A 20,715-nucleotide genomic window follows, 5' to 3' on the forward strand; every position below is an offset into this window, starting at 1 on the left:
CTCCTGTTGTACTCCGGGTAGCGGTCCGCCCCTGCCGATGCCGACACGGGGGCCCCGGTCCCCACCGGCATCTTCCGCAACGTACCCCGGATACGGCAAGGCCCGCCTGTTGCCAGACGGGCCACAGAGCCGAACGGGCGGCTAGCCCAGGGTCTGGGCCGCGACCGGCGAGGAGTCCTTCAGGAACTGCGAGCAGCGCTCGTACTCCTCCTGCTCACCGATCGCCTGGGCGGCACGGGCGAGGGCGTGCAGCGCGCGCAGGAAGCCGCGATTGGGCTCGTGCTCCCAGGGGACGGGCCCGTGGCCCTTCCAGCCGTTGCGGCGCAGCGCGTCCAGTCCGCGGTGGTAGCCCGTACGGGCGTAGGCGTACGACTCGACGACCGAGCCGCGCTCGAACGCGTCGTCGGCGAGCTGCGCCCAGGCGAGCGAGGAGGTGGGGTACTTGGCGGCGACGTCCGCGGGCGCGGTGCCCTGCGCGAGGAGCTCGCGGGGGGCGGGTTCGTCGGGGAGGTGGGTCGGGGGCGGGCCGCCGAGGAGGTTCTCGTGAATGCTCATGGGCTCCAGTCTGGCGCACCCGGGCCCGCGGCCTCGGACCCAGGACCGGAGCGGCCTCGGGTACGGCCGCCGGTACGGCTCTAGGCGCGGCCGTCCGCCTCCAGCGGAGGTGTCGTGACGTTGCCGTGGTGGCGGCATTCCGGGCGGACGCAGCCGGGGGTGGGGCGGCGGACCAGGGCGAAGGCCAGGGCGGCGCCGACGACCAGTACGCCGGCGCAGATCGGCATCGCGCGGTCGAACGCGGCGTCGAAGGCGTCGGCGGAGCGGTAGGCCTCCGGGCCCATGCCGGCGAGGAGCGGCAGGGCCGCGACCGCGATCAGGCTCGCCGCGCGGGCGGCCGCGTTGTTGATGCCGCTGGCGATGCCGGCCCGGGCGGTGTCCACGGAGGCGAGGACGGAGGCGGTGAGGGGGGCGACGAGGGTGACCATGCCGGTGCCCTGGACCAGGACCGCCGGGAGGACGTCCGTCAGGTAGTTCGCGTCCTTGCCCACCCGCAGCATCAGCAGCATCGCGGTGGCGCAGAGCAGCGGGCCGACGGTGAGGGGGATCCGGGGGCCGATGCGGTCGGCGAGGGCGCCCGAGCGGGCCGAGAAGAGCAGCATCAGGGCGGTGGTGGGGAGCAGGGCGGTGCCGGCGGCCAGCGCCGAGTAGCCCGCGACGACCTGGAGTTGGAGCGCGGTGAGGAAGAAGTAGCCGCCGAACGCCCCGTACACGCAGAGGGTGACCACGTTGAGCGCCGTGAACTGGCGGGACGCGAAGATGTCCAGCGGGAGCATCGGGTCCTGGCGGCGCTTCTCGACGTACACGAAGGCCACGCCGGCCGCGACGCCCGCCACGGCGAGCAGCGCCAGGGTGCCGGCCTCGATCAGGGCGTACGTCACCAGGCCGAGGGAGAGGGCGCCGAGGACCGCGCCGAGGACGTCGAAGCGGCCGTGGCTGCGCTCTCCCCCACTCTCCGAGCGGGAGGTGCCCCCAGAGGACTCCGGGACGTGGCGGAGGGCGATCGGGACGCAGAGCAGGGCCAGCGGGACGTTGAGGAGGAAGACCCAGCGCCAGCCGGGGCCGTCCACCAGCCAGCCGCCCAGGAACGGGCCGACGGCCGCGCCGATGCCGCCGAAGCCGGACCAGAGGCCGACCGCGCGGGCCCGGTCGTCGGGGTGGAAGGAGGCCTGGATGAGGGCGAGGGAGCCCGGGGTGAGGAGGGCGCCGCCGATGCCCTGGAGGGCGCGGGCGCCGATCAGCACGGCGTCGGTGGGGGCGAGGCCACACAGCAGGGACGCGGCCGCGAACCAGACGACCCCGATGACGAAGATCTTCCGGCGGCCGTACTGGTCGCCGAGCGAGCCGCCGAGCAGGATCAGGCCGGCCAGGGTCAGCATGTACGCGTTGACCGTCCACTGGAGCGCGGACAGGCTCGCGTTCAGGTCATCGCCGATGCGGGGCAGGGCGACATTGACGACCGTCGAGTCCAGCATGGCCATGCTGGAGCCGAGGACGGTGGTGATCAGGATCCACTTGCCCTGTGAGGAGGCCAGCCGGACGTCGGGCATGGTTCCAGGTATACAGCGGACCCGGCGCCGTAGACAGACGAACGCCGGGTCCTGACCGTAATGCGGCTTACTTGATCTTGTTGCCCGCCGAGCGCAGGTTCTGCGTGGCCTCGACGACGCGCGCGGCCATGCTCGCCTCGGCCAGCTTGCCCCAGGTGCGCGGGTCGTAGGTCTTCTTGGAGCCGACCTCGCCGTCGACCTTCAGGACGCCGTCGTAGTTCTTGAACATGTGGTCGGCGACCGGACGGGTGAAGGCGTACTGGGTGTCGGTGTCCAGGTTCATCTTCACGACGCCGTTCTCCAGCGCGGTGAGGATCTCCTGCTCGGTGGAGCCGGAGCCGCCGTGGAAGACGAAGTCGAACGGCGACTGCTTGCCGAACTTGGCGCCGACGCCGTCGCTCAGCTCCTTGAGCAGGTCGGGGCGGAGCACGACGTTGCCCGGCTTGTACACGCCGTGCACGTTGCCGAAGGAGGCGGCGAGCAGGTAGCGGCCCTTCTCGCCCAGGCCGAGCGCCTCGGCGGTGCGGATCGCGTCGTCGACCGTGGTGTAGAGGGAGTCGTTGATCTCGTGGGAGACGCCGTCCTCCTCGCCGCCGGTCGGGGTGATCTCGACCTCGAGGATGATGTTGGCGCGGCGGGCCTGCTCAAGGAGCTCCTGCGCGATGGCCAGGTTGTCGGCGAGGGTCTCGGCCGAGCCGTCCCACATGTGCGACTGGAAGAGCGGGTTGCGGCCGTTCTTCACGCGCTCCTCGGAGATCGCGAGCAGCGGACGTACGTACCCGTCGAGCTTGTCCTTCGGGCAGTGGTCCGTGTGCAGCGCGACGTTCACCGGGTACTTCTCGGCGACGATGTGCGCGAACTCGGCGAGCGCGACCGAGCCGGTCACCATCTCCTTCTTGTACTGGCCGCCCAGGAACTCGGCACCACCCGTGGAGATCTGGACGATGCCGTCGCTCTCCGCCTCCGCGAAGCCGCGCAGCGCAGCGTGCAGGGTCTGGGTCGAGGTCACGTTGATGGCCGGGTAGGCGAACTTGCCTGCCTTCGCCCGGTCGAGCATCTCGTTGTAGACCTCGGGGGTTGCGATGGGCATCTGTCCGCTCCTTGGGTGTGCGGGTCGGGTACTGCTGCTTCTCTACGGCCCTGACCTAGACCTGTGTGGGGGCGACGTCATCGTCGTCCCCATCCTTCCAGACATGAACCGATGCTCCACGCGCCGGTCAAATCCGGGTCAATCCCACTCGTCAACCCACGTGTCAGTCCAGACCCAGTTCATCCTTCGAGAAGGCGAAGAGGTACGGCACACCGGCGCCCTCCTGGATCTTCTCGGCGGCGCCCGTCGCCCGGTCCACGATGGTGGCGACGGCGACGACCTCGGCGCCGGCCGCGCGCACGGCCTCCACGGCGGTGAGCGGGGAGCCGCCGGTGGTGGAGGTGTCCTCGACGACGAGGACCCGCCGGCCCTTGATCTCCGGGCCCTCGACCTGGCGCTGCATGCCGTGCGCCTTCGCCGCCTTGCGTACGACGAAGGCGTCGAGGCGCTTTCCGCGGGCGGCGGCGGCGTGCAGCATGGCGCCGGCGACCGGGTCGGCGCCCATCGTCAGCCCGCCGACGGCGTCGAACTCCAGGCCCTCCGTGAGGTCCAGCAGCACCTGGCCGACCAGCGGGGCGGCCTCGCCGTCGAGGGTGACGCGGCGGAGGTCGACGTAGTAGTCCGCCTCCAGGCCCGACGACAGGGTCACCCTGCCGTGCACCACGGCCTTGTCCTTGATCTGTTGCAGCAGCTCAGCGCGTACGTCCGTCATGCCGACCAGCTTAGAGGCGCGTCCACGTCCAGGTGGTCGTGGCTTCCAGGGGCTCGATGGGCGTGACGAGCCGGGGCAGCGTGTTGAGCCCGTTGGGCGGTCCGGTCTGCGGCTCCACGCAGACGGCCTCCGCCTGCTCGTCGTAGACCACGACCCACTGCTCGCGGCTGGTCACCTTCAGCTCCAGCTGCCCGGGCCAGGTGAGGGTGACGTCGACGCCGTCGGGCATGCCGAAGCAGTCGTCCCAGGGGCCGGGCTTGGGGTCGATGCGGTTGCCGGTGGGCAGGTGGTCGTCGCCGCGCTCCTCCTGCCAGGCGGGGTCGAAGGCGACCTGGACGTCCTGGCCGCCGAGGTTGCGGTTGAACCACGGGTGCCAGCCGATCTGGGCCGGGAAGGAGTCGTCGTACGTCTCCACGCTCATCGTCAGCGTCAGGGAGTCCTCGGCGAGTTGCACGACGTGGGTGACGCGGGCGGGGTGCGGCCAGGGGGCGCCGAGCTCGCGCGTGATCACCGCCTCGCTCTCCGAGACGCGCGCGGTGCGCCAGGCGCCGTCGCGGGCGGTGCCGTGGATGGCGTGCGGCGGGGAGTTGAGGGGCATCTGGACGAGGTTGGCGCCGTCGAGGAAGCGGCCGTCCCGGATGCGGCCGCACCACGGCACCATCGGGAAGCAGCCGAAGCGGTCGCCCTGGCGGAGGAGTTCGAGGGACCCGACCTCCAGTCCGGCGATCCGGCCGCCGTTGCCGGGGTGCAGGTGGAGGGTGGCGTCGCCTGCTGTCAGCGTGATGTCTTCGTTACTCACGGGATGACAGTACTGGGGAGCGGTGGGTACCTCGGGTGCGGGTGGGTGGGGGCTGGTCGCGCCCACGCGGCGGAGCCGCACATCGATACAGCCCCGCGCCCCTACGGGGCGCCTCACTTACCGGCGCCTGCGCAGCGCCCTCGTCACCACGATCGCCGAGGCCAGCGCAAGGGCCGCTGCCGGGGCCGCCCAGCGCAGGGCGGAGTTCGCGGCGACCGTCTGGGGGGCCGGGACGGGGGCGTAGCGGCCGCGGGGCGGGGCGTGGTCGACTTCCTCGGCGCTGCGGCCGATCATGGTGCGGCGGGCGTGGGCGGCTTCGGCGAAGATCTCGGGGAGGGGTTCCTCGACGGGGTCGGGGGCCAGGGACGGGGGCGGGACCTCGGTCTCGAAGACCGACGGGGGCGGTTCGTCGGAGGCGGAGCCGGAGCCGGGTGTCTCCTCCGCGAGCGCTTCGACGAAGCGGTTCAGCAGCCGGGTGGCGGCCGACTCCACCGCGTCGGCCGGCAGCTCGGCGAGCCGGCCGTCGGCGGAGGCCGTGCCGGTGACCGTGACCGTGCTGCCGCCCTCGTCGGTGGCGGCGAGGCGGAGGGTGAGCGCCAGTTTCACCGTGCCGGTGCCGCGGGCCTCGCCCGCGTCGCCGTCGACCGCGTAGGAGCCGTCGGCGCGGGCGGTGACGCGCAGGGAGCCCCGGTAGGTGATCGAGTGGCTGCCGATCCGGACCTTGAGGCGGCCGGTGCCGGGTTCGGCGGACGGGTCCTGCTGGAGGCCGGGGACCGCCCGGGCGACCCGCGCGGGGTCGGCCAGCGCCGCTCTGAGCCGCGAGGCCGGGGCCGGGACGTACACCTGGTGCTCCATGCCGAGTGAGCCTACCCACGAGTCGGTCCGGCACACCCTCGTCAGTAACGCGGATGCACCAACGTGGACGGCGGTGGCCATGTCGTGGGTGGTTCCAGCGTGTCTCGGGCCAGCCCGCGCCGGGTCAGCGTGCGCAGGCGCGGGGCGTCGGGCGGGAGCGCCGGCGGGGGTGCGGTGCGGCCGGCCGTCGCCAGCAGGAAGCCCCAGTCGTGCGGGGCCCGGGACTCGCCCGCCGAGCGGTCGGGGCCCGCGGCGAAGCCGGGGTCGTGGCCGAGGACCCGGTAGGGGGTGACGGCCAGGCCGGCGGCCCGCATCGTCGCCGCGACCGTCCAGAACGCGCGGGGGCGGTTCTGGACCGGGCCGGCGTGCACGACGAGGCGGCCGCCGGGGGCGAGGGCGCGGCGGGCCAGGCCGTAGAACTCCTGGGAGTACAGCTTGGTGCTGGCCGTGATGCCGGGATCGGGCAGGTCGGCGATGACGACGTCGTAGCCGGAGCAGGGTGCCCCGCGCAGCCAGCGGAAGGCGTCGGCGGTGTACTCGTGGACGTGCGGGTCGTCGTAGGCGTGGCCGTTGAGCGCGGAGAGGGCGGGGTCGTGGCGGGCCAGCCGGACCAGGCCGCCGTCGAGTTCCACGACGTCGACCTGGTCGACGCCGGGCTCGCGGAGCACCTCGCGCGCGGCCATGCCGTCGCCGCCGCCGAGGATGAGCACGCGCGTGTGCGGGCCGCTCATCGCGGGGTGGACGAGGGCTTCGTGGTAGCGGCGTTCGTCGCGGCCGCCGACCCGCAGCCGGCCGTCGAGGAAGAGGTCGAGGGGGCGGCCGTGGGTGCCGCCGGTGAGGACGACCTCCTGGACGTCCGTCTGAAGGGCGACCCGGACGTCGGCGCCGTAGACGGCGTGCCGTGCGGCCCGTTCGAAGTCGTCGACGAGGACGGCGGCGGAGGCGAGCAGGCCGAGGACGGTCAGGTTGACCGCGAGGAGGGTCCAGCGGGCCCGCCGGGACAGGTCGCGGCGGAACAGGCCGAGGACCAGGGCGCCGCCGGCCACCACGTTGACGGTGCCAGTGAGCAGGGTGCCGGTCAGCTGGCCCAGGAACGGCAGTAACAGGAAGGGGAAGGCCAGGCCGCCGACGAGCGCGCCGACGTAGTCCGCCGCGAACAGGTCGGCCACCGCGCCGCCCGCGTCCTGGCGGCGGATGCGCTGGATGAGCTCCATCAGCAGCGGCACCTCGGCGCCGATGAGCAGGCCGATGGCGAGGGAGAAGGCGACCAGCAGGCAGCGCGGGCCGGCCGACCACAGGCCACCCCAGTCACCGGTCCAGGCGAAGACCGCGTACAGCGCCATCGCGCTGCAGCCGCCGACCAGCGCCAACGCGGCCTCCACCGCGCCGAATCCGGCCGCCGCGTGCCAGCGCAGCCGCTTCGCGCCGAGCGAGCCGACCCCCATCGCGAAGACCATCACGGACAGGACGACGGAGGCCTGGGTGACCGAGTCGCCGATCAAGTACGAGGCGAGGGCGACGAGTTCGAGCTCGTACACCAACCCGCAGGCCGCGCAGACGAAGACGCACGCCAGGACCAGGAACCGGCCCGTCCCCGGCCGCACGGGCAGCGGCGCGGGGGCGCCCCACGGCGGCGGTGTGCCGGGAGGGGCGGGTGCGTGCGGATCGATCACTCTGCGACGTTACGTCACTCGCACGGCACGCTTCGTCACCCACACGTGTGGATCTGAAGTGCCTTGACGCCCTGTTGGTTTATGTCATCAACCGACGGCCCGGGCCACCGGAACCCGTACTCCGACCCGGGTCCGGGTGGCCACCAACTGGCCGTCCTGCGGGTACGCGTGCCAGGTCCGCCAGTGCACCTGGCCCTCGTACCGCTGGGCGAGCATCGCGGTGAACGCGTGCGGGCTGCCCGGGAAGACACCGGCGAGACCGTGCGGGTGCTCGGAGACCAGGGCCAGCAACTCCTGGGCGCGGCCCGCGAAGGAGCCCGGCGACAGCACCTCGACGCGGGCCGCGAACTCGTACTCCCAGTCGCCGACGCGCTTGGCGACCCCGAGCGGCAGGGGGGTGCTGGACCCCGGGATGCACGCCACCGTCTCCGAACAGCCGCCCCGCTCCTCCTCCAGGAGCACCTGGTGGGACGCGCCGAGCAGTCTCAACTGCAGCTTCGCCCCCGTCAGTTCCAGGTCGAGGGTGGCCAGGGCGGGCAACGGCTCGCGCCCCAGGGCCCAGGCGAGATCGGCCGCGCGCGTATCGGTGTAGGAGGTGTTCAGGGTCGTGAGCATGGGTCGGCTCCGCTAACACGCAAAAGGGGAGGAGGGTGGTCCGGCGCGCCTCGGTCGACACCGGGAGATCGGCCCGGCCGGCCCAGCCGGGGAGGGGTGTCGTCAGGACGTCCGAGGCGCTGCTTTGGTGATTTAGAGGGAATCATGAACTGTGACGCCGCCACAGCGTTTTTACCCAACTTCGTGGGGTTTCCATCCCTCAGAGGGCTCCACAGCTCAACTGTTCAACCAAGTCGTGCGCCGTCCTCCACCCAGCGTGCGCCGGGGCGTCCGCGGAGAGCTCCCCCGCTCTCCCGCCGGACGCCCCGTTCCCCGCTCCCCCTGGTCTCCCCGGTCTCCCTTCCCCCTGGTCCCCCGGGGTCAGTTGCCCCCGCCGCCGCAGCCGCCCCCGCCGCACGACGAGCCGCCGCCGCACGACGAGTGCCCGCCACCGCAGGAGTGCCCCCCGTGGCCGCCGCCGTGCCCGCCGCCGTGGCCGCCGTGCGAGGACGAGGATCCCGAGTCCCCGGCCCACCAGCTGCCGGAGCTGTCGTAGCCGGAGGATCCGCCCCGGCCCCCGACCCGTCCGCCCCTGCGGACCGCGGTCCCTATGATCACGAAACAGACGATCGCGGCCACCACCACGATGAAGACGATGCCCATGGCGTCACCTTCTTTCGGTTCGCGCGGAGCGACCCCCCGTGGGCGCCCCGGCCGCCGCGAGAACGCGGCGTGCACGGGGGATGCCCGGCCGTCCCGGCAGCCAAAGCAGAGTTGAGGAACTTCTGAGGGTCCACACCCGAAAAGCGCCCTTGACCTGCGCTGATCAACAGATCTGCGCACCAGGGCGGTCCGGTCCCGGGCCGCACCGGGCGCCTGCGCCAACTCCCCTTTGTGGGGCACGAATTGAAGGCTCGCGGCGCAGTGGGCGGAGCGCGGCCGGGTCTCCGTCGTCTGTAGTGTGCGGAAATGTAGTGTGCGGAAATGACGAGAAGCGAGCGGCTCGCGGAGCAGTTGGACTGGCACTGGCACAAGAGCCTGCGGCCGCGGCTGGACGGTCTCACCGATGAGGAGTACTTCTGGGAGCCGGTGCGCGGCTGCTGGAGCATCCGCCCGCGTGGCACGTCGGCCGCACCGATGCCGGAAGGTTCGGGGGAATGGACGATCGACTCCGCTTCCCCCGGCCCGGTGCCGGCGCCGGTGACCACGATCGCCTGGCGGCTGGGGCACATCATCGTCGCGTGCCTGGGCCATCGGGTCGAGTGGTACTTCGGCGGCCGGGACGTCGACGCCGGGGCATTCGCCTACGCGGGGACCGCTGACGAGGCGCTGAGACAGCTCGACGAGATGTACGGCAGATGGAACGCGGGGGTCCGGGCGCTCTCGGACGCCGACTTGGAGAATCCGCCCGCGACGGGTCCCGAGCGGTTCCCCATGGAGAACAGGATCCTGCACGTCAACAGGGAACTGATCCATCACGGCGCCGAGATCTCCCTGCTGCGCGACCTCTACCACTGGCAGGACGGAGCCGTAAGGGAACCACAGGGCATCGGCGCAGGTCCCACCCGCCGGACCTGAGTTGAGGAACCCCGGAGCTTGGGCGCAGGATGGCCGGCATGACCTCCAGCGAACGCCCTCTTCTCAATCGCCGGCTCGCCGAGTTCGGGACCACGATCTTCGCGGAGATGTCCGCGCTCGCCCTCAGTACCGGGTCCATCAACCTCGGGCAGGGCTTCCCGGACACCGACGGCCCCGAGGAGATCAGGGAGGCGGCGGTGCGGGCGCTGCGCGAGGGGCGCGGCAACCAGTACCCGCCGGGCCCGGGCGTCCCCGAGCTGCGGACGGCGATCGCCGCGCACCAGGAGCGCCGGTACGGGCTGTCGTCCGACCCGGACGCGGAGGTGCTGGTCACGGCGGGCGCCACGGAGGCGATCGCGGCGGCCCTGCTGGCGCTGGTGGAGCCCGGTGACGAGGTCGTCGCGCTGGAGCCGTACTACGACTCCTACGCGGCCTGCATCGCGATGGCCGGCGGCACCCGGGTCCCGGTCACCCTGCGCCCGGACAGCGGCGCGTTCCGCCTCGACCTGGACGAGCTGCGGGCCGCCGTCACCCCGCGCACCCGGCTCCTGCTGGTCAACACCCCGCACAACCCGACCGGCACCGTCCTCACCCGCGCCGAGCTGACCGCGATCGCGGAGCTGGCGGTGGAGCGGGACCTGCTGGTGGTGACGGACGAGGTGTACGAGCACCTGGTCTACGACACGGCCGAGCACGTCCCGCTGGCCACCCTCCCCGGGATGCGCGGGCGCACGGTCACCATCGGCTCGGCCGGCAAGACCTTCTCCTTCACCGGCTGGAAGGTCGGCTGGGTGACCTCGACGCCGGAGCTGGTCACGGCGGTGCGCTCGGCGAAGCAGTTCCTGACGTACGTCTCCTCGGGCCCCTTCCAGTACGCGGTCGCCGAGGCCCTCGCCCTCCCGGAGTCGTACTTCGAGGCGTTCCGGCAGGACATGCAGACCAAGCGCGACATCCTCGCGGCGGGTCTGAAGGAGGCGGGTTTCACGGTCTACGACACCGCAGGCACGTACTTCATCACCACCGACATCCGCCCGCTCGGCGAGACCGACGGCTTCGCCTTCTGCCGTTCGCTGCCCGAGCGCGCGGGGGTCGTCGCCATCCCGAACGCGGTCTTCTACGACCACCGGGAGGCGGGGGCGCCGTTCGTGCGCTTCGCGTTCTGCAAGCGCGCGGAGGTGCTGAAGGAGGCGGCGGAGCGGCTGCGGCAACTGTCGTAGCCGCGACAGGAGAAACCGGACAAGGCCAAGAGCATCCTGGACCGACTCCGCTCGTGACCGTGGAGACGGCCGACTTCTCCGTCACGTACGTACTCGGCCTGGAAGACGACACCGACACCGTCGAAGATGTGGACGCGGTCACCCGCTCCCGTGACGGCAAGGTGTGAACCGCCGGCTTCACGCATCGCCGAGGACGACTGGCCTCGGGTACACGGCTGTGCCCCGCCGGGTCGATCCTGGCGGTGCACAGTCATTTCACGGCTCCCTAAAACAATCGCGTGGGAAAAACTGGCGCTCATCCCCGCTCAGGTCGCCTCGGTCCTTGCCTCTCGGCCGCTCGGTTGACGTCCTGCTGAAGATCATGCAGGGCCTGGGCGGGGACGACCTCACCGGGAGTCCTTGGTCAGCGGTCGTCCACCTCAAGCTCGGGGCGCGGGAGTTCGAAGTCGAGGGGCGAAGGTGCGGCCGTCGTACAGAGGTACGGGGGAGCTTGCCCGTTCCGTACTTGTGGCTGCGTGCCGCGATGTAACCGGTGGCCGGCGTCGCGGCGTGTCTGCCCGACTGCCAGGTGGACCGAAGGCCGTCCGCGTTCGCGGGTCACTCGGTCTTGGGCGACGTCAGCCATGTCTCGAAGTCGCTCACGTACTCGCCCATGGCTCCGAGTGACATCGGCGCCGACTCGTACTGCGCCGAAAGGTTGACTTCGTAGAGCTTGTAGGCAGGCTCGGTTTCCTGGGCCGCCGCGCTGGCAGCCGCCAGCGCCCGGACCGCCCGCCCCCGGTCGCCGGCTTGTACGGCCTCCACAAGTTCGGGCCACAGCTCATCACCGATGTGGTCGACGAGCTCCTCGATATGAGCCGCCGCCCGGCGGGCACGGTCCTTGATCGCTTCCCGCTCGGCTTCGGCTCGGTGCTCGGCCCGCCGGGAGTCCCGTTCGTCGGAGTCCGCCCAGGCTTCGTCGCCCCAGATCTCTTCCCAGCGCTGGTCCGCCCGTGCCAGGTCCGCTTTGAAGCCGCGGTCCAGGTCCTCCTGCGTGAGGCGAGGATGCTCGCCGCTGTCGCCGTCTTCGAACGCCGACAGCGGCAGTGTCAGATCGGGCATGGGTTCGTCATCACGCAGTGCGGTGAGCAGCAGTACCGTGTCGATCGCCGGGAGGACCGTCTCCATGTCCACCATTCCCCGGAGGGATGCGACGGACTGCTCGACCGCCGCGTAGTCGTACTCGGCGATCTGGTTGTCGAGATCGCCATGAAGGTCGAGAACGGCGCCGCCGATCGTCTCGATCTCATCCATACGCGTCGCGATCTCCGTGTCGAGACGCTCCACGATCTGTCGCAGCATGCGAGCATCCTCGACCCGTGACTCAAGCTCGGCCACCGCCCTGGCCAGATCACCCATTGTGCATCCCCTGTCTCGATGGTCGCCAACTTCCGCTAAAAGCACGCTAGTTGACGAAGGCCGCGTGATCCGCTGCCATCCAGCCACGGAACGTCCGCCCCTGGATCACGTCTACGGCCATTGTGACGAGACCAGCCCTCCACAGAAACGATTGGGCTGATAACCAGGATTATCAATCGGTTTCGCGCATGCTCGCCGGAGTCGCCGTATCGTTCGTGGCGATGGACGAAGGCCGCAGCGGCAGACCGACACGTACGACCGAGCCCGCTGAATGGCCGGAGCAGCTGTTACGAGACCGGCGAGGGAGGGATACACAGTGGCTGCTGATCCGCCGGACACGAGACTACGCATCCCGGCACCCCACCTGGTATCGATGTCCGATATCGCGACTTTCGCCCGGGTGAAGCGCCCTGTCGTGTCCACCTGGCGCCGACGCCACCCGGACTTCCCCGCCGCCTTGTCCGAGAACTCGGGACGACCGCTGTTCGACGGCACACAGGTGACCGACTGGCTGATCGCGTCCGGCCTGGGTAACGCCACCCCGTCGGAGCTCCGATCCGAGCTCGCCCTCTTCGGCATCGTCGCGCTACGGGACCGGTTCACGCCGTGGCAGCTGGTCGAGACGCTCGGCAGCCTGCTGTGCCTGCGCCAGCTCGACGGCCGGACACTGGCCGACGACGACGCGCACGCCTCCCTGCCCGACACCGAAGCGGACGAGGCCCTCTGGTCCGCGCTGCTGCGCCGGGCCGAACGGATCGACGTCGAGGACGATTTCGTACTCCGCGAGCTGCGCTCCATCGACGCCACAGCGGCCCCGCTCGCCCGCCTCGCCGAGGACCTGATCGAGTCCGCCTACGACGAGCGCGGTGCGTACGAGTGGCTGCTCGCTGCCCGCTCCCGGCTCGGACTGGACTCCCTCGCCGCTGACGCGGTCGCCCCGGAGCTGCGGAGTCTGCTCACCCAGCTCACCGACCTCCGCGTCCGCCTTGAGCAAGGCGAGTCCCTCACCCTCGCCGACCCACACGCCCGCGCCGGCGACCTGCTCGCCGCGCTCCTCGACAACACGGAGAACCGCGACCGCGTCACCGTCCTCGCCGCCGACCCCGACGACCGGCTCACCCGCATCACCCGCCGCCGCCTCCTCCTGGCAGGCATCGGCGAACTCGACCTCGACGTACAGACCGGACCCGACCTGGAGGAACGCTTCGCGGACCCGGACCTCGTCGTCACCCAGCTCCCGTACCGCCCCGGCGAGGACCGCTCGGTACTCGCCGCCCTGACAGAGCTGGAACGCGTCGCCTACCTCCTCCGTCCCGGCTGCACGGCTCTCGTCCTCGGACCGGCCGACGCGCTCGTCGACGAACTGAAGAGCACCGAGGCCGCCCAGCTCCGCTCGGCCCTCCTGCGCGAGAACATCGTCGAGTCGGTCATCGCGCTTCCCGGCGGTGTCCTGCCCTTCCGCCCCGGTTACCGTCCCGCGCTGTGGACACTCACGCGCGGTCCCGTCCCCGCGGCGGAGGGCAAGGTCTTACTGGCCGACATCAGCTCGGAACAGCTCACGCCGGGCGTGCGTATGCGGCTCGCCGAGGACGTCCTCCTCTGGCGAGCGGAAGGCCTCCGAACGCTCGACGGCCATGACCCGCGCTACGGCCGTGTGGTCCCCGTCGCCGACCTGGACCGGGCCTTCGGCGGTCCGCTGACCCCGCCTGCACCGCCCGCCTCCGCGATCTGGTCCGACAAGGTCACCGAACGCCCCGCCCTGATCGCCGAGGCCGAGGCCCGCTTGGAGCGCGCGACGGCGGACACCCGCGCGTACGAGGACCAGCGAGGCCCTTACCGAGGGGCCGTACTGCGCAGGGTCGGCCGCCTGCCCGGGCGCACCACCCTCGGCAAGCTGATCGCCGGCCGCAGGGTGACCCGGCTCCCCGGCCACCGTATCGACGACAAGCACCTCACGCGGGACGGCCACCACACCGTCCTGGGCTCCGAGGAGATCACCGGAGACCGGCCCGTGGGCGACCGCCGCATCGACCGCCTACTGCTGGCAACGGCGTACGAACGGGTGACGCTCACCGAGCCCGGTGACGTCGTCTACACCCTCGCACCCCGCCTCGGCGTGTACGTCGACCACGACGGCTTCTCGGTCGTCGCGTTCCCGGCCCGCGTCCTCCGGGTCAATGCCGGAGCTGCCCGCCCGCTCACCCCCCGGGTCCTGGCGGCTTTGCTCGGCGCGGCCCGCGGCACCGCCCGCAGCCCGAGCGCCGTACGCCCTGCCCGCCGTATCGGGGACTACCAGCTCCCCGACCTCGATCCGGACGAGGTACTGCGCTTCGACGCCCTGCTGGCCGAGACCGAACGCCGGGAACGGCTGCTGCGCGCCCAGTCCGACGCCCTCGCCGAGGCCCGCCGCCTGACCGTCGCGGGCCTGGCCGACGGCACCCTGGCCCCCGGCGAACCCCGAACGACCGACCGCACCTAACCCATCCATCGACACCGTCTGGAAGAAGGAACGATGCCTCCCCGCAAGCGAGCCGCGGCAGCCGCCGGACAGGGCGAACTGCTCAGTGTCTCCAGCACCAAGGAGATCCAGGACATCCTGTGGAAGGCCGCGGACAAGCTCCGCGGCTCCATGGACGCCGCCCAGTACAAGGAGTTCGTGCTCGGCCTGGTCTTCCTGAAGTACGTCTCCGACGCCTTCACCGAACGCCGCGAGGAACTGGCCGCCGACCCCGAGCTGGCCCAGATCCCCGAGCACCGCCGGGCGGCCTTCCTTGAGGAGAAGGACGAGTACACGGAGAAGAACGTCTTCTGGGTGCCCGCGACCGCCCGCTGGGACCGCATCTCCGAGAACGCGGCCAGCGCGGAGGGCGGCGTCGGCAAGCTCCTCGACGAGGCCATGGACGAGGTGATGAAGGCCAACAAGACCCTCACCGGCGTCCTCCCGAAGATCTTCAACCGCGACAACGTCGACCAGAAGCGCCTGAAGGAACTCGTGGACCTCATCAGCGACGCGCGCTTCACGGGGCATGGCGACCGTCCGGCGCAGGACGTGCTGGGCGAGACCTACGAGTACTTCCTGGAGAAGTTCGCGCGGGCCGAGGGCAAGCGAGCCGGCGAGTTCTACACTCCGGCAAGCGTGGTCCGCCTGATCGTCGAGGTGCTGGAGCCGTACGAGGGGCGGGTGTACGACCCGGCATGCGGCTCGGGCGGCATGTTCGTGCAGAGCGGCAAGTTCGTCGCCAAGCGGCGCGGCAAGGACCACACGCACGACATCGCGGTGTACGGCCAGGAGGCCAACGAGCGCACCTGGCGTCTGGCCAAGATGAACCTCGCCATCCACGGTATGGACCCGAAGGGCGTCGGTGACCGCTGGGCGGACACGTTCGCGGACGACAAGTTGCCTGACCTGAAGGCCGACTTCGTGATGGCCAACCCGCCCTTCAACATGTCGGACTGGGCGAGGAAGTCGGACGACAGGCGGTGGCGGTATGGCACCCCGCCCCAGTCGAACGCCAACTACGCATGGCTCCAGCACATCGTGTCCAAGCTGGGGGACAGGGGCAGCGCGGGTGTGGTCCTGTCGAACGGCTCGATGTCCTCGAAGCAGTCGGGCGAGGGCGAGATCCGCGCGGCGATGGTCGAGGCAGACCTGGTCTCCTGCATGATCGCGCTGCCGGGCAACCTGTTCCGCACGACGGCTATCCCGGCGTGCCTGTGGTTCCTGACGAAGGACAAGTCCCCGCAGGGCACGAAGGCGCTGGAGGATCGGCGAAGCCGAGTGCTGTTCATCGACGCGCGCGCGATGGGCACGATGGTCGACCGCACGGAGCGGGTCCTCACGGAGGGGGACTTGGAGAAGATCTCCGACACGTATCACGCGTGGCGGGGCACCAAGTCGGCGAGGGACAAGGGCCTTTTGTACGAGGACGTTCCGGGCTACTGCTACAGCGCGACACTGGAGGAGATCGAGAAGCACGACTATGTGCTGACTCCAGGGCGGTACGTGGGGGCGGCGGAGTCCGAGGAGGGCCCGGACGCGGAGCCGGTGGAGGAGCAGATCGCTCGGCTGACCAAGGAGCTCTTCGAGCAGCTGGATGAGTCAGCTCGGCTTGATGCGGTAGTGCGTGAGCAACTCGGGAGGATCAGTGACTGAGTCAACTGCGCTCGATGTCGCGAACCTGCCCGCACTTCCTGGGGGTTGGTCTTATGCCGCGCTAGAGGATCTCCTTGAGCCCAACGGGATCTCCTATGGAATTGTCCAGCCCGGAAATCACGACCTGGCCGGAATTCCGATCGTTCGAGTCAAGGATCTGAAGGCCGGTCGGATCATCCGAGAAAATCCGTTGAGGGTTAGTTCGGAGATTGAAGAGAAATATTCGCGCACACGCCTCAAGGGAGGCGAGGTGCTGGTTTCACTGGTCGGATCAGTCGGTGAAACCGCTGTCGCGAGCGGTGATCTTTCCGGTTGGAATGTCGCGCGCGCGATCGGCGTTCTCCGGGTCTCTGGTGAAGTTTCGCCTTCGTGGCTCAAGATCTGCCTTGCTGGTGATGTTGCGCAGCATTACATGCACAGCCACCTAAATACCACAGTGCAGGCGACGCTCAACCTTAGGGACTTGCGGAAGGTTCCTATCGTTCTGCCGTCGGAGCGGGATCGTCGAGCTATCACCGATGTCGCTGCTGCGCTGGACAGCAAGATCGCGGTTAACGAGCGCATTGCAGCTACGGCCCTCGATCTCGCGGACGCTCGGTACGCTTGTTCCGTCCGGGAGTTGGATCTCGGGCCCGAGACGTTTGGTTCAACAGCAACTGTTGTCGGCGGAGGGACGCCCAGTACAAAGATGGAGGGTTACTGGGGCGGGGAGATCGCTTGGACCACTCCGACGGACGTGACCGCGCTGTCTGCGCCGTATCTGTTCGAAACTGGCAGGACCATCACGGACCAGGGGTTGGACAACTGTGCGTCGCAACTCTATCCGGCACAGTCCATCTTCATGACCTCTCGGGCAACCATTGGGGCCTTCGCTCTACCGCAGATGCCCGCTGCGGTGAACCAGGGGTTTATCGTCGTCCTGCCACAAACGGAAGAGCTGAAATGGTGGCTGCTTCACGAAATGCGTTCTCGCGTGGACGAAATGATCGGACTGGCGAATGGGTCTACCTTCCTAGAGTTGAGTCGTAAGAATTTCAAGGCGATGCCAATCCGGCTGGCAGGTGACCGCAGTATTACCGAGTTCGCGCAGGCTGTTTCACCATTGCATGCCAGGGCTGCTCAGGCAACGGCCGAATCGCGCACCCTAGCCACCCTCCGCGACACCCTCCTCCCCCAACTGATGTCCGGCAAGCTCCGAGTCCGCGAAGCCGAGAAGATCGTGGAGGCCGCCGTATGACCACCGAGACCGGCAGCGAACCGCCGCACACCCCCGCCCACCTAGACGCCAAAATGACCGAGTCCACCTGGGAGCACCTAGCCCTGGACGAACTCGCCCAACTCGCCTGGGAAACCAAGCCCGGCAAAGACCTGGCCCCCGGCACCGGTCACCGCCGTGACTGGGACGACCTGATCCTTCACGACGAGCTGCAGCTCGCCATCGAGAAACTGAACCCGGAGCTGACCTCCACCGCCGTCCACGAAGCCCTCCGTATCGCCACCGACCCCACCTCTCGCGAGGCGTACCCGGAGAACAAGCAGGCGCACGAATACCTGACCACCGGCATTCGCCTCACCTACACCGATGAGTTCGGCGCCGAGCAGACCCCCACCGTCCGCCTCGTCGACTTCACGGACCCCGGCGCGAACAGCTACCTCGCTGTCAACCAGGTCACGGTCAGGGACACCGACGGCAGCCGCCGCCGCTTCGACATCGTCCTCTACGTCAACGGCCTCCCCCTCGCCGTCGTCGAGCTCAAAAGCGCCTCCGACGAGAACGCCACCCTCAGGAACGCGCACGCCCAACTCCAGACGTACGTCTCGGAGTTCCCGATCGCGTTCCGCTACAACGTCCTCTGCCTAGTTTCGGACGGCATAACCGCCAAGTACGGCACAGTATTCACGCCGTACGAGCACTTCGCGCCGTGGAACGTCGACCACGAGGGCGAGCGCGTCGACACCAACGAGCCCGGCTATGACGGCCTCGACGCGCTGAACCTGACCCTCCACGGCCTGTTCACGCAGGACCGGTTTCTCTCCCTCACCCGCAACTTCGTCAACTTCCCGCCGCCCAAGCCCGGCGAGCCGCTCACCGGTAAGCGCATCGCGAAGCCGCACCAGTACTTCGCGGTGAACAAGGCGGTTGAGGCCGTCGTCGAGGCGTCGCAGACGAACGGCCAGGCCGGCGTCGTCTGGCACACGCAGGGCGCGGGCAAGTCGGAAGAGATGGTGGAGACGGCCGCGCTCGTCCTCCGCCACCCGGCGCTCAACAACCCCACCATCGTCGTCATCACCGACCGCAACGACCTCGACGACCAGCTGTACGACACCTTCCTCGACAGCGAGACCCTGCTGGAGACGAAAGCCCACCAGATCAACACGCGTGAAGACCTCCGCGTCGAGCTGAAGCGGCGCAACGTCGGCGGGATCATCTTCACCACCCTCCAGAAGTTCGGCCTGAGCAAGGAGGAGAAGGACGCCGGCAAGTCCCACCCCCTCCTCTCCGAGCGCCGCAACATCCTGGTGATCGTCGACGAGGCGCACCGCTCGCACTACGACAGCCTCGACGGCTACGCCCGCCACCTGCGCGACGCCCTGCCGTACGCCACCCTGCTCGCCTTCACCGGCACGCCAATCTCGAAGGCCGAGGCCGACACCCGTGCCGTCTTCGGCGAGTACATCGACATCTACGACCTGAAGCGCGCCGTCGACGACGGGGCAACGGTCCGCGTGTTCCACGAGCCGCGCGTCATCGAGGTCGACCTACCCACGGACGTCGACCCGAACAAGATCGACGAGGAGGCCAACACCCTCACCGAGGGCATGGACGACGCCGAGCGCCGCCGTGCCATCCAGTACGCCACGACGATGAACACCGTCTACGGCGCCGACGACCGCATAGCGAAACTCGCCGACGACCTGATCGCCCACTGGGAGCAACGCCGCGAGCTGGTCAAGCCCGACATCGGCGGCCCCGGCAAGGCGATGATCGTGTGCGCGACCCGCGAGATCTGCGTACGGGTCTTCGACGCGTTGGCCGAGCGGCGGCCCGGCTGGGTCAGTGACGAGGTCGACAAGGGCGTCATGAAGATCGTCTTCCACGGCGACCGCTCCGACCTCGAGCACCTGCGCAAGCACTCGCTGCGCAAGTCCCAGCAGAAGGTCGTCCAGAAGCGCGCCAAGGACCCCGACGACGAGCTGGAACTGCTCATCGTCCACTCGATGCTGCTCACCGGCTACGACGCCCCGCCCATCCACACCCTGTACATGGACCGCCCGATGCAGGGCGCCAACCTGATGCAGGCGCTCGCCCGCGTCAACCGCCGTTTCCGCGGCAAGCAGGACGGTCTGCTCGTCGGCTACGCACCCCTCACCGACAACCTCACCAAGGCCCTGCGCGAGTACTCGGACCAGGACCGAAAGGACCAGACCCTCGGCGCGGACATCGAGCGGGCCGTCACCGAGGTCAAGAACGAGATCGCCACCATCAAGGGGCTGCTGGTCGGCAGCCATTGGAAGGAGTGGCTGGCCGACACCGGCCGCCCCGACACCCGCAAGCGCGCGCTGCGCTTGACGGCCGACTTCCTGCGCGACCCGAAGAACCCGGGGAACAAGGTCGAGCCCCCCGCCAAGCCGCTCTCCGTCCGCTTCAAGGACAGCGCGGCCCGGCTGGACCGTTTCTACCGTGTCTGCGCGATGAGCAAGGAGATCGCCGAGCGCTGCGAGGACCTGGACGACTGGCGTCGTGACATCTCCTTCTTCAGCGAGGTCCGCGCCTGGATGATCAAGCTCGACGCCGCCCAGCGCGAGGCGAGCGGGGAGCCGCTCAGCGCCGAGGTCCAGCGCTATCTCCAAGCCCTCGCCGCTTCGGTCGTCGACGCCGACGAGATCACCGACCTGTACGCGGAGGCCGGGATCGGCCGGCTGGACATCACCCGCCTCAACGAGGCGCAGCTGCGCAAGCTGGAGAACTCCGAGACCCCGCATCTCGTCACCGAAGCCCTGCGCCGCATGATCCAGCAGAAGATGCGCGAGGTCACCAAGCACAACGTCGTCCGCAACGAGAGCTTCACCGAGCGTCTGAACGACCTGATGCGGCGGTACATGCTTCAGCAGCTCACCAGCGCCCAGGTGATCGCCGAACTCGCCGCTCTGGCACGGGAGGTGTCGGCGGAGGCCCGCCGCGGCGAGCAGTTCGACCCGCCGCTGACCCACGCCGAGCTGGCCTTCTACGACGCGGTCGCACACCGCGACATGGCCGAGCTGATGGAGGGCGGCCAGGACACGCTCGCCAAGATCGCCCGAGCGTTGGTGAAGGACATCCAGAAGAACCTCTCCGTCGACTGGCTCTCCCGCGAGCCCGTCCGCGCCAAGCTCCGCACCCGCATCCGCCGCGTGCTGGCGATGTTCGACTACCCGCCGGACGAGGAGCGTGAGGCGGTCGACCTGGTCCTCAAGCAGATGGAGATCGTGGCTGCGCTCTGGGCACCTGCCGCGAAGTAGCAACAACCTGTACGGGCGGTCGTCCCCAGGACCGCCCGCCG

Annotated in this window: 16 protein-coding genes; 6 read left to right on the plus strand and 10 right to left on the minus strand. The window is 69.8% G+C overall.

Annotated elements, in window-relative coordinates:
• Positions 1-141: 141 nt before the first annotated feature.
• The 9 genes from ACGFZS_RS07720 to ACGFZS_RS07760 all read right to left on the minus strand — a co-directional run bounded on the left by ACGFZS_RS07720 (position 142) and on the right by ACGFZS_RS07760 (position 8,491).
• Positions 142-555 carry a DUF3151 domain-containing protein gene (locus ACGFZS_RS07720; protein WP_393794330.1) on the minus strand — a complete coding sequence of 138 codons (414 nt, stop codon included), beginning with the start codon at positions 553-555 and terminating at the stop codon, positions 142-144.
• An 80-nt stretch (positions 556-635) separates the two neighbouring features.
• Positions 636-2,105, minus strand: coding sequence for an MFS transporter (locus ACGFZS_RS07725; RefSeq protein WP_393794331.1), 1,470 nt, complete (start codon positions 2,103-2,105; stop codon positions 636-638).
• A 67-nt stretch (positions 2,106-2,172) separates the two neighbouring features.
• On the minus strand, positions 2,173-3,195 hold the full coding sequence (gene fbaA, locus ACGFZS_RS07730) for a class II fructose-bisphosphate aldolase (protein WP_393794332.1): 1,023 nt from the start codon (positions 3,193-3,195) through the stop codon (positions 2,173-2,175).
• Between the two features lie 163 nt (positions 3,196-3,358).
• Positions 3,359-3,907: an orotate phosphoribosyltransferase gene (gene pyrE, locus ACGFZS_RS07735; RefSeq protein WP_355712773.1), complete on the minus strand. Its 549-nt coding sequence runs from the start codon at positions 3,905-3,907 to the stop codon at positions 3,359-3,361.
• 10 nt (positions 3,908-3,917) lie between these two features.
• On the minus strand, positions 3,918-4,706 hold the full coding sequence (locus ACGFZS_RS07740) for an aldose 1-epimerase (RefSeq protein ID WP_393794333.1): 789 nt from the start codon (positions 4,704-4,706) through the stop codon (positions 3,918-3,920).
• A gap of 117 nt (positions 4,707-4,823) precedes the next feature.
• A complete protein-coding gene (locus ACGFZS_RS07745) occupies positions 4,824-5,561 on the minus strand; it encodes an SRPBCC domain-containing protein (protein ID WP_393794334.1) in 738 nt (245 codons plus the stop codon).
• Positions 5,562-5,602: 41 nt separating this feature from the next.
• Positions 5,603-7,234 carry a polyamine aminopropyltransferase gene (locus tag ACGFZS_RS07750; protein WP_393794335.1) on the minus strand — a complete coding sequence of 544 codons (1,632 nt, stop codon included), beginning with the start codon at positions 7,232-7,234 and terminating at the stop codon, positions 5,603-5,605.
• Between the two features lie 87 nt (positions 7,235-7,321).
• A complete protein-coding gene (locus ACGFZS_RS07755; protein ID WP_393794336.1) occupies positions 7,322-7,849 on the minus strand; it encodes a DUF2617 family protein in 528 nt (175 codons plus the stop codon).
• A 360-nt stretch (positions 7,850-8,209) separates the two neighbouring features.
• On the minus strand, positions 8,210-8,491 hold the full coding sequence (locus ACGFZS_RS07760) for a hypothetical protein (protein WP_359206356.1): 282 nt from the start codon (positions 8,489-8,491) through the stop codon (positions 8,210-8,212).
• 321 nt (positions 8,492-8,812) lie between these two features.
• On the opposite strand from ACGFZS_RS07760, the gene ACGFZS_RS07765 reads away from it, so the two are divergent.
• Both ACGFZS_RS07765 and ACGFZS_RS07770 read left to right on the plus strand, forming a co-directional pair.
• Positions 8,813-9,406, plus strand: coding sequence for a DinB family protein (locus ACGFZS_RS07765; RefSeq protein WP_393794337.1), 594 nt, complete (start codon positions 8,813-8,815; stop codon positions 9,404-9,406).
• A gap of 29 nt (positions 9,407-9,435) precedes the next feature.
• Positions 9,436-10,623: a pyridoxal phosphate-dependent aminotransferase gene (locus tag ACGFZS_RS07770; protein ID WP_393794338.1), complete on the plus strand. Its 1,188-nt coding sequence runs from the start codon at positions 9,436-9,438 to the stop codon at positions 10,621-10,623.
• A 597-nt stretch (positions 10,624-11,220) separates the two neighbouring features.
• On the opposite strand, the gene ACGFZS_RS07775 is transcribed toward ACGFZS_RS07770, so the two are convergent.
• Positions 11,221-11,964, minus strand: coding sequence for a hypothetical protein (locus ACGFZS_RS07775; protein WP_393794339.1), 744 nt, complete (start codon positions 11,962-11,964; stop codon positions 11,221-11,223).
• Between the two features lie 457 nt (positions 11,965-12,421).
• On the opposite strand from ACGFZS_RS07775, the gene ACGFZS_RS07780 reads away from it, so the two are divergent.
• The 4 genes from ACGFZS_RS07780 to ACGFZS_RS07795 are packed head-to-tail and all read left to right on the plus strand — an operon-like array spanning position 12,422 to position 20,674.
• Positions 12,422-14,500 (plus strand): hypothetical protein, encoded by a 2,079-nt coding sequence (locus ACGFZS_RS07780; protein WP_393794340.1) that lies wholly within the window; start codon positions 12,422-12,424, stop codon positions 14,498-14,500.
• Positions 14,501-14,533: 33 nt separating this feature from the next.
• Positions 14,534-16,174: a type I restriction-modification system subunit M gene (locus tag ACGFZS_RS07785; RefSeq protein WP_393794341.1), complete on the plus strand. Its 1,641-nt coding sequence runs from the start codon at positions 14,534-14,536 to the stop codon at positions 16,172-16,174.
• Positions 16,167-17,411, plus strand: a complete 1,245-nt coding sequence (locus ACGFZS_RS07790; RefSeq protein WP_393794342.1) for a restriction endonuclease subunit S — start codon at positions 16,167-16,169, stop codon at positions 17,409-17,411. Before ACGFZS_RS07785 ends, ACGFZS_RS07790 begins: the two co-directional genes overlap by 8 nt.
• On the plus strand, positions 17,408-20,674 hold the full coding sequence (locus ACGFZS_RS07795; RefSeq protein WP_393794343.1) for a type I restriction endonuclease subunit R: 3,267 nt from the start codon (positions 17,408-17,410) through the stop codon (positions 20,672-20,674). The genes ACGFZS_RS07790 and ACGFZS_RS07795 overlap by 4 nt, the downstream gene beginning before the upstream one ends.
• Positions 20,675-20,715: the final 41 nt, after the last annotated feature.

This window comes from Streptomyces sp. NPDC048288, assembly GCF_043201555.1.
In the GTDB taxonomy this organism is placed as follows: Bacteria; Actinomycetota; Actinomycetes; order Streptomycetales; family Streptomycetaceae; genus Streptomyces.

Excerpts from the sequence above, each read along its gene's own strand:
- ACGFZS_RS07785 (WP_393794341.1), top strand. The coding sequence starts at position 14,534 with ATGCCTCCCCGCAAGCGAGCCGCGGCAGCCGCCGGACAGGGCGAACTG.
- ACGFZS_RS07770 (WP_393794338.1), top strand. The coding sequence starts at position 9,436 with ATGGCCGGCATGACCTCCAGCGAACGCCCTCTTCTCAATCGCCGGCTC.
- ACGFZS_RS07755 (WP_393794336.1), bottom strand. The coding sequence starts at position 7,849 with ATGCTCACGACCCTGAACACCTCCTACACCGATACGCGCGCGGCCGAT.
- ACGFZS_RS07775 (WP_393794339.1), bottom strand. The coding sequence starts at position 11,964 with ATGCTGCGACAGATCGTGGAGCGTCTCGACACGGAGATCGCGACGCGT.
- ACGFZS_RS07745 (WP_393794334.1), bottom strand. The coding sequence starts at position 5,561 with ATGGAGCACCAGGTGTACGTCCCGGCCCCGGCCTCGCGGCTCAGAGCG.
- pyrE (WP_355712773.1), bottom strand. The coding sequence starts at position 3,907 with ATGACGGACGTACGCGCTGAGCTGCTGCAACAGATCAAGGACAAGGCC.
- ACGFZS_RS07795 (WP_393794343.1), top strand. The coding sequence starts at position 17,408 with ATGACCACCGAGACCGGCAGCGAACCGCCGCACACCCCCGCCCACCTA.
- ACGFZS_RS07765 (WP_393794337.1), top strand. The coding sequence starts at position 8,813 with ATGACGAGAAGCGAGCGGCTCGCGGAGCAGTTGGACTGGCACTGGCAC.
- ACGFZS_RS07720 (WP_393794330.1), bottom strand. The coding sequence starts at position 555 with ATGAGCATTCACGAGAACCTCCTCGGCGGCCCGCCCCCGACCCACCTC.
- fbaA (WP_393794332.1), bottom strand. The coding sequence starts at position 3,195 with ATGCCCATCGCAACCCCCGAGGTCTACAACGAGATGCTCGACCGGGCG.
- ACGFZS_RS07760 (WP_359206356.1), bottom strand. The coding sequence starts at position 8,491 with ATGGGCATCGTCTTCATCGTGGTGGTGGCCGCGATCGTCTGTTTCGTG.
- ACGFZS_RS07725 (WP_393794331.1), bottom strand. The coding sequence starts at position 2,105 with ATGCCCGACGTCCGGCTGGCCTCCTCACAGGGCAAGTGGATCCTGATC.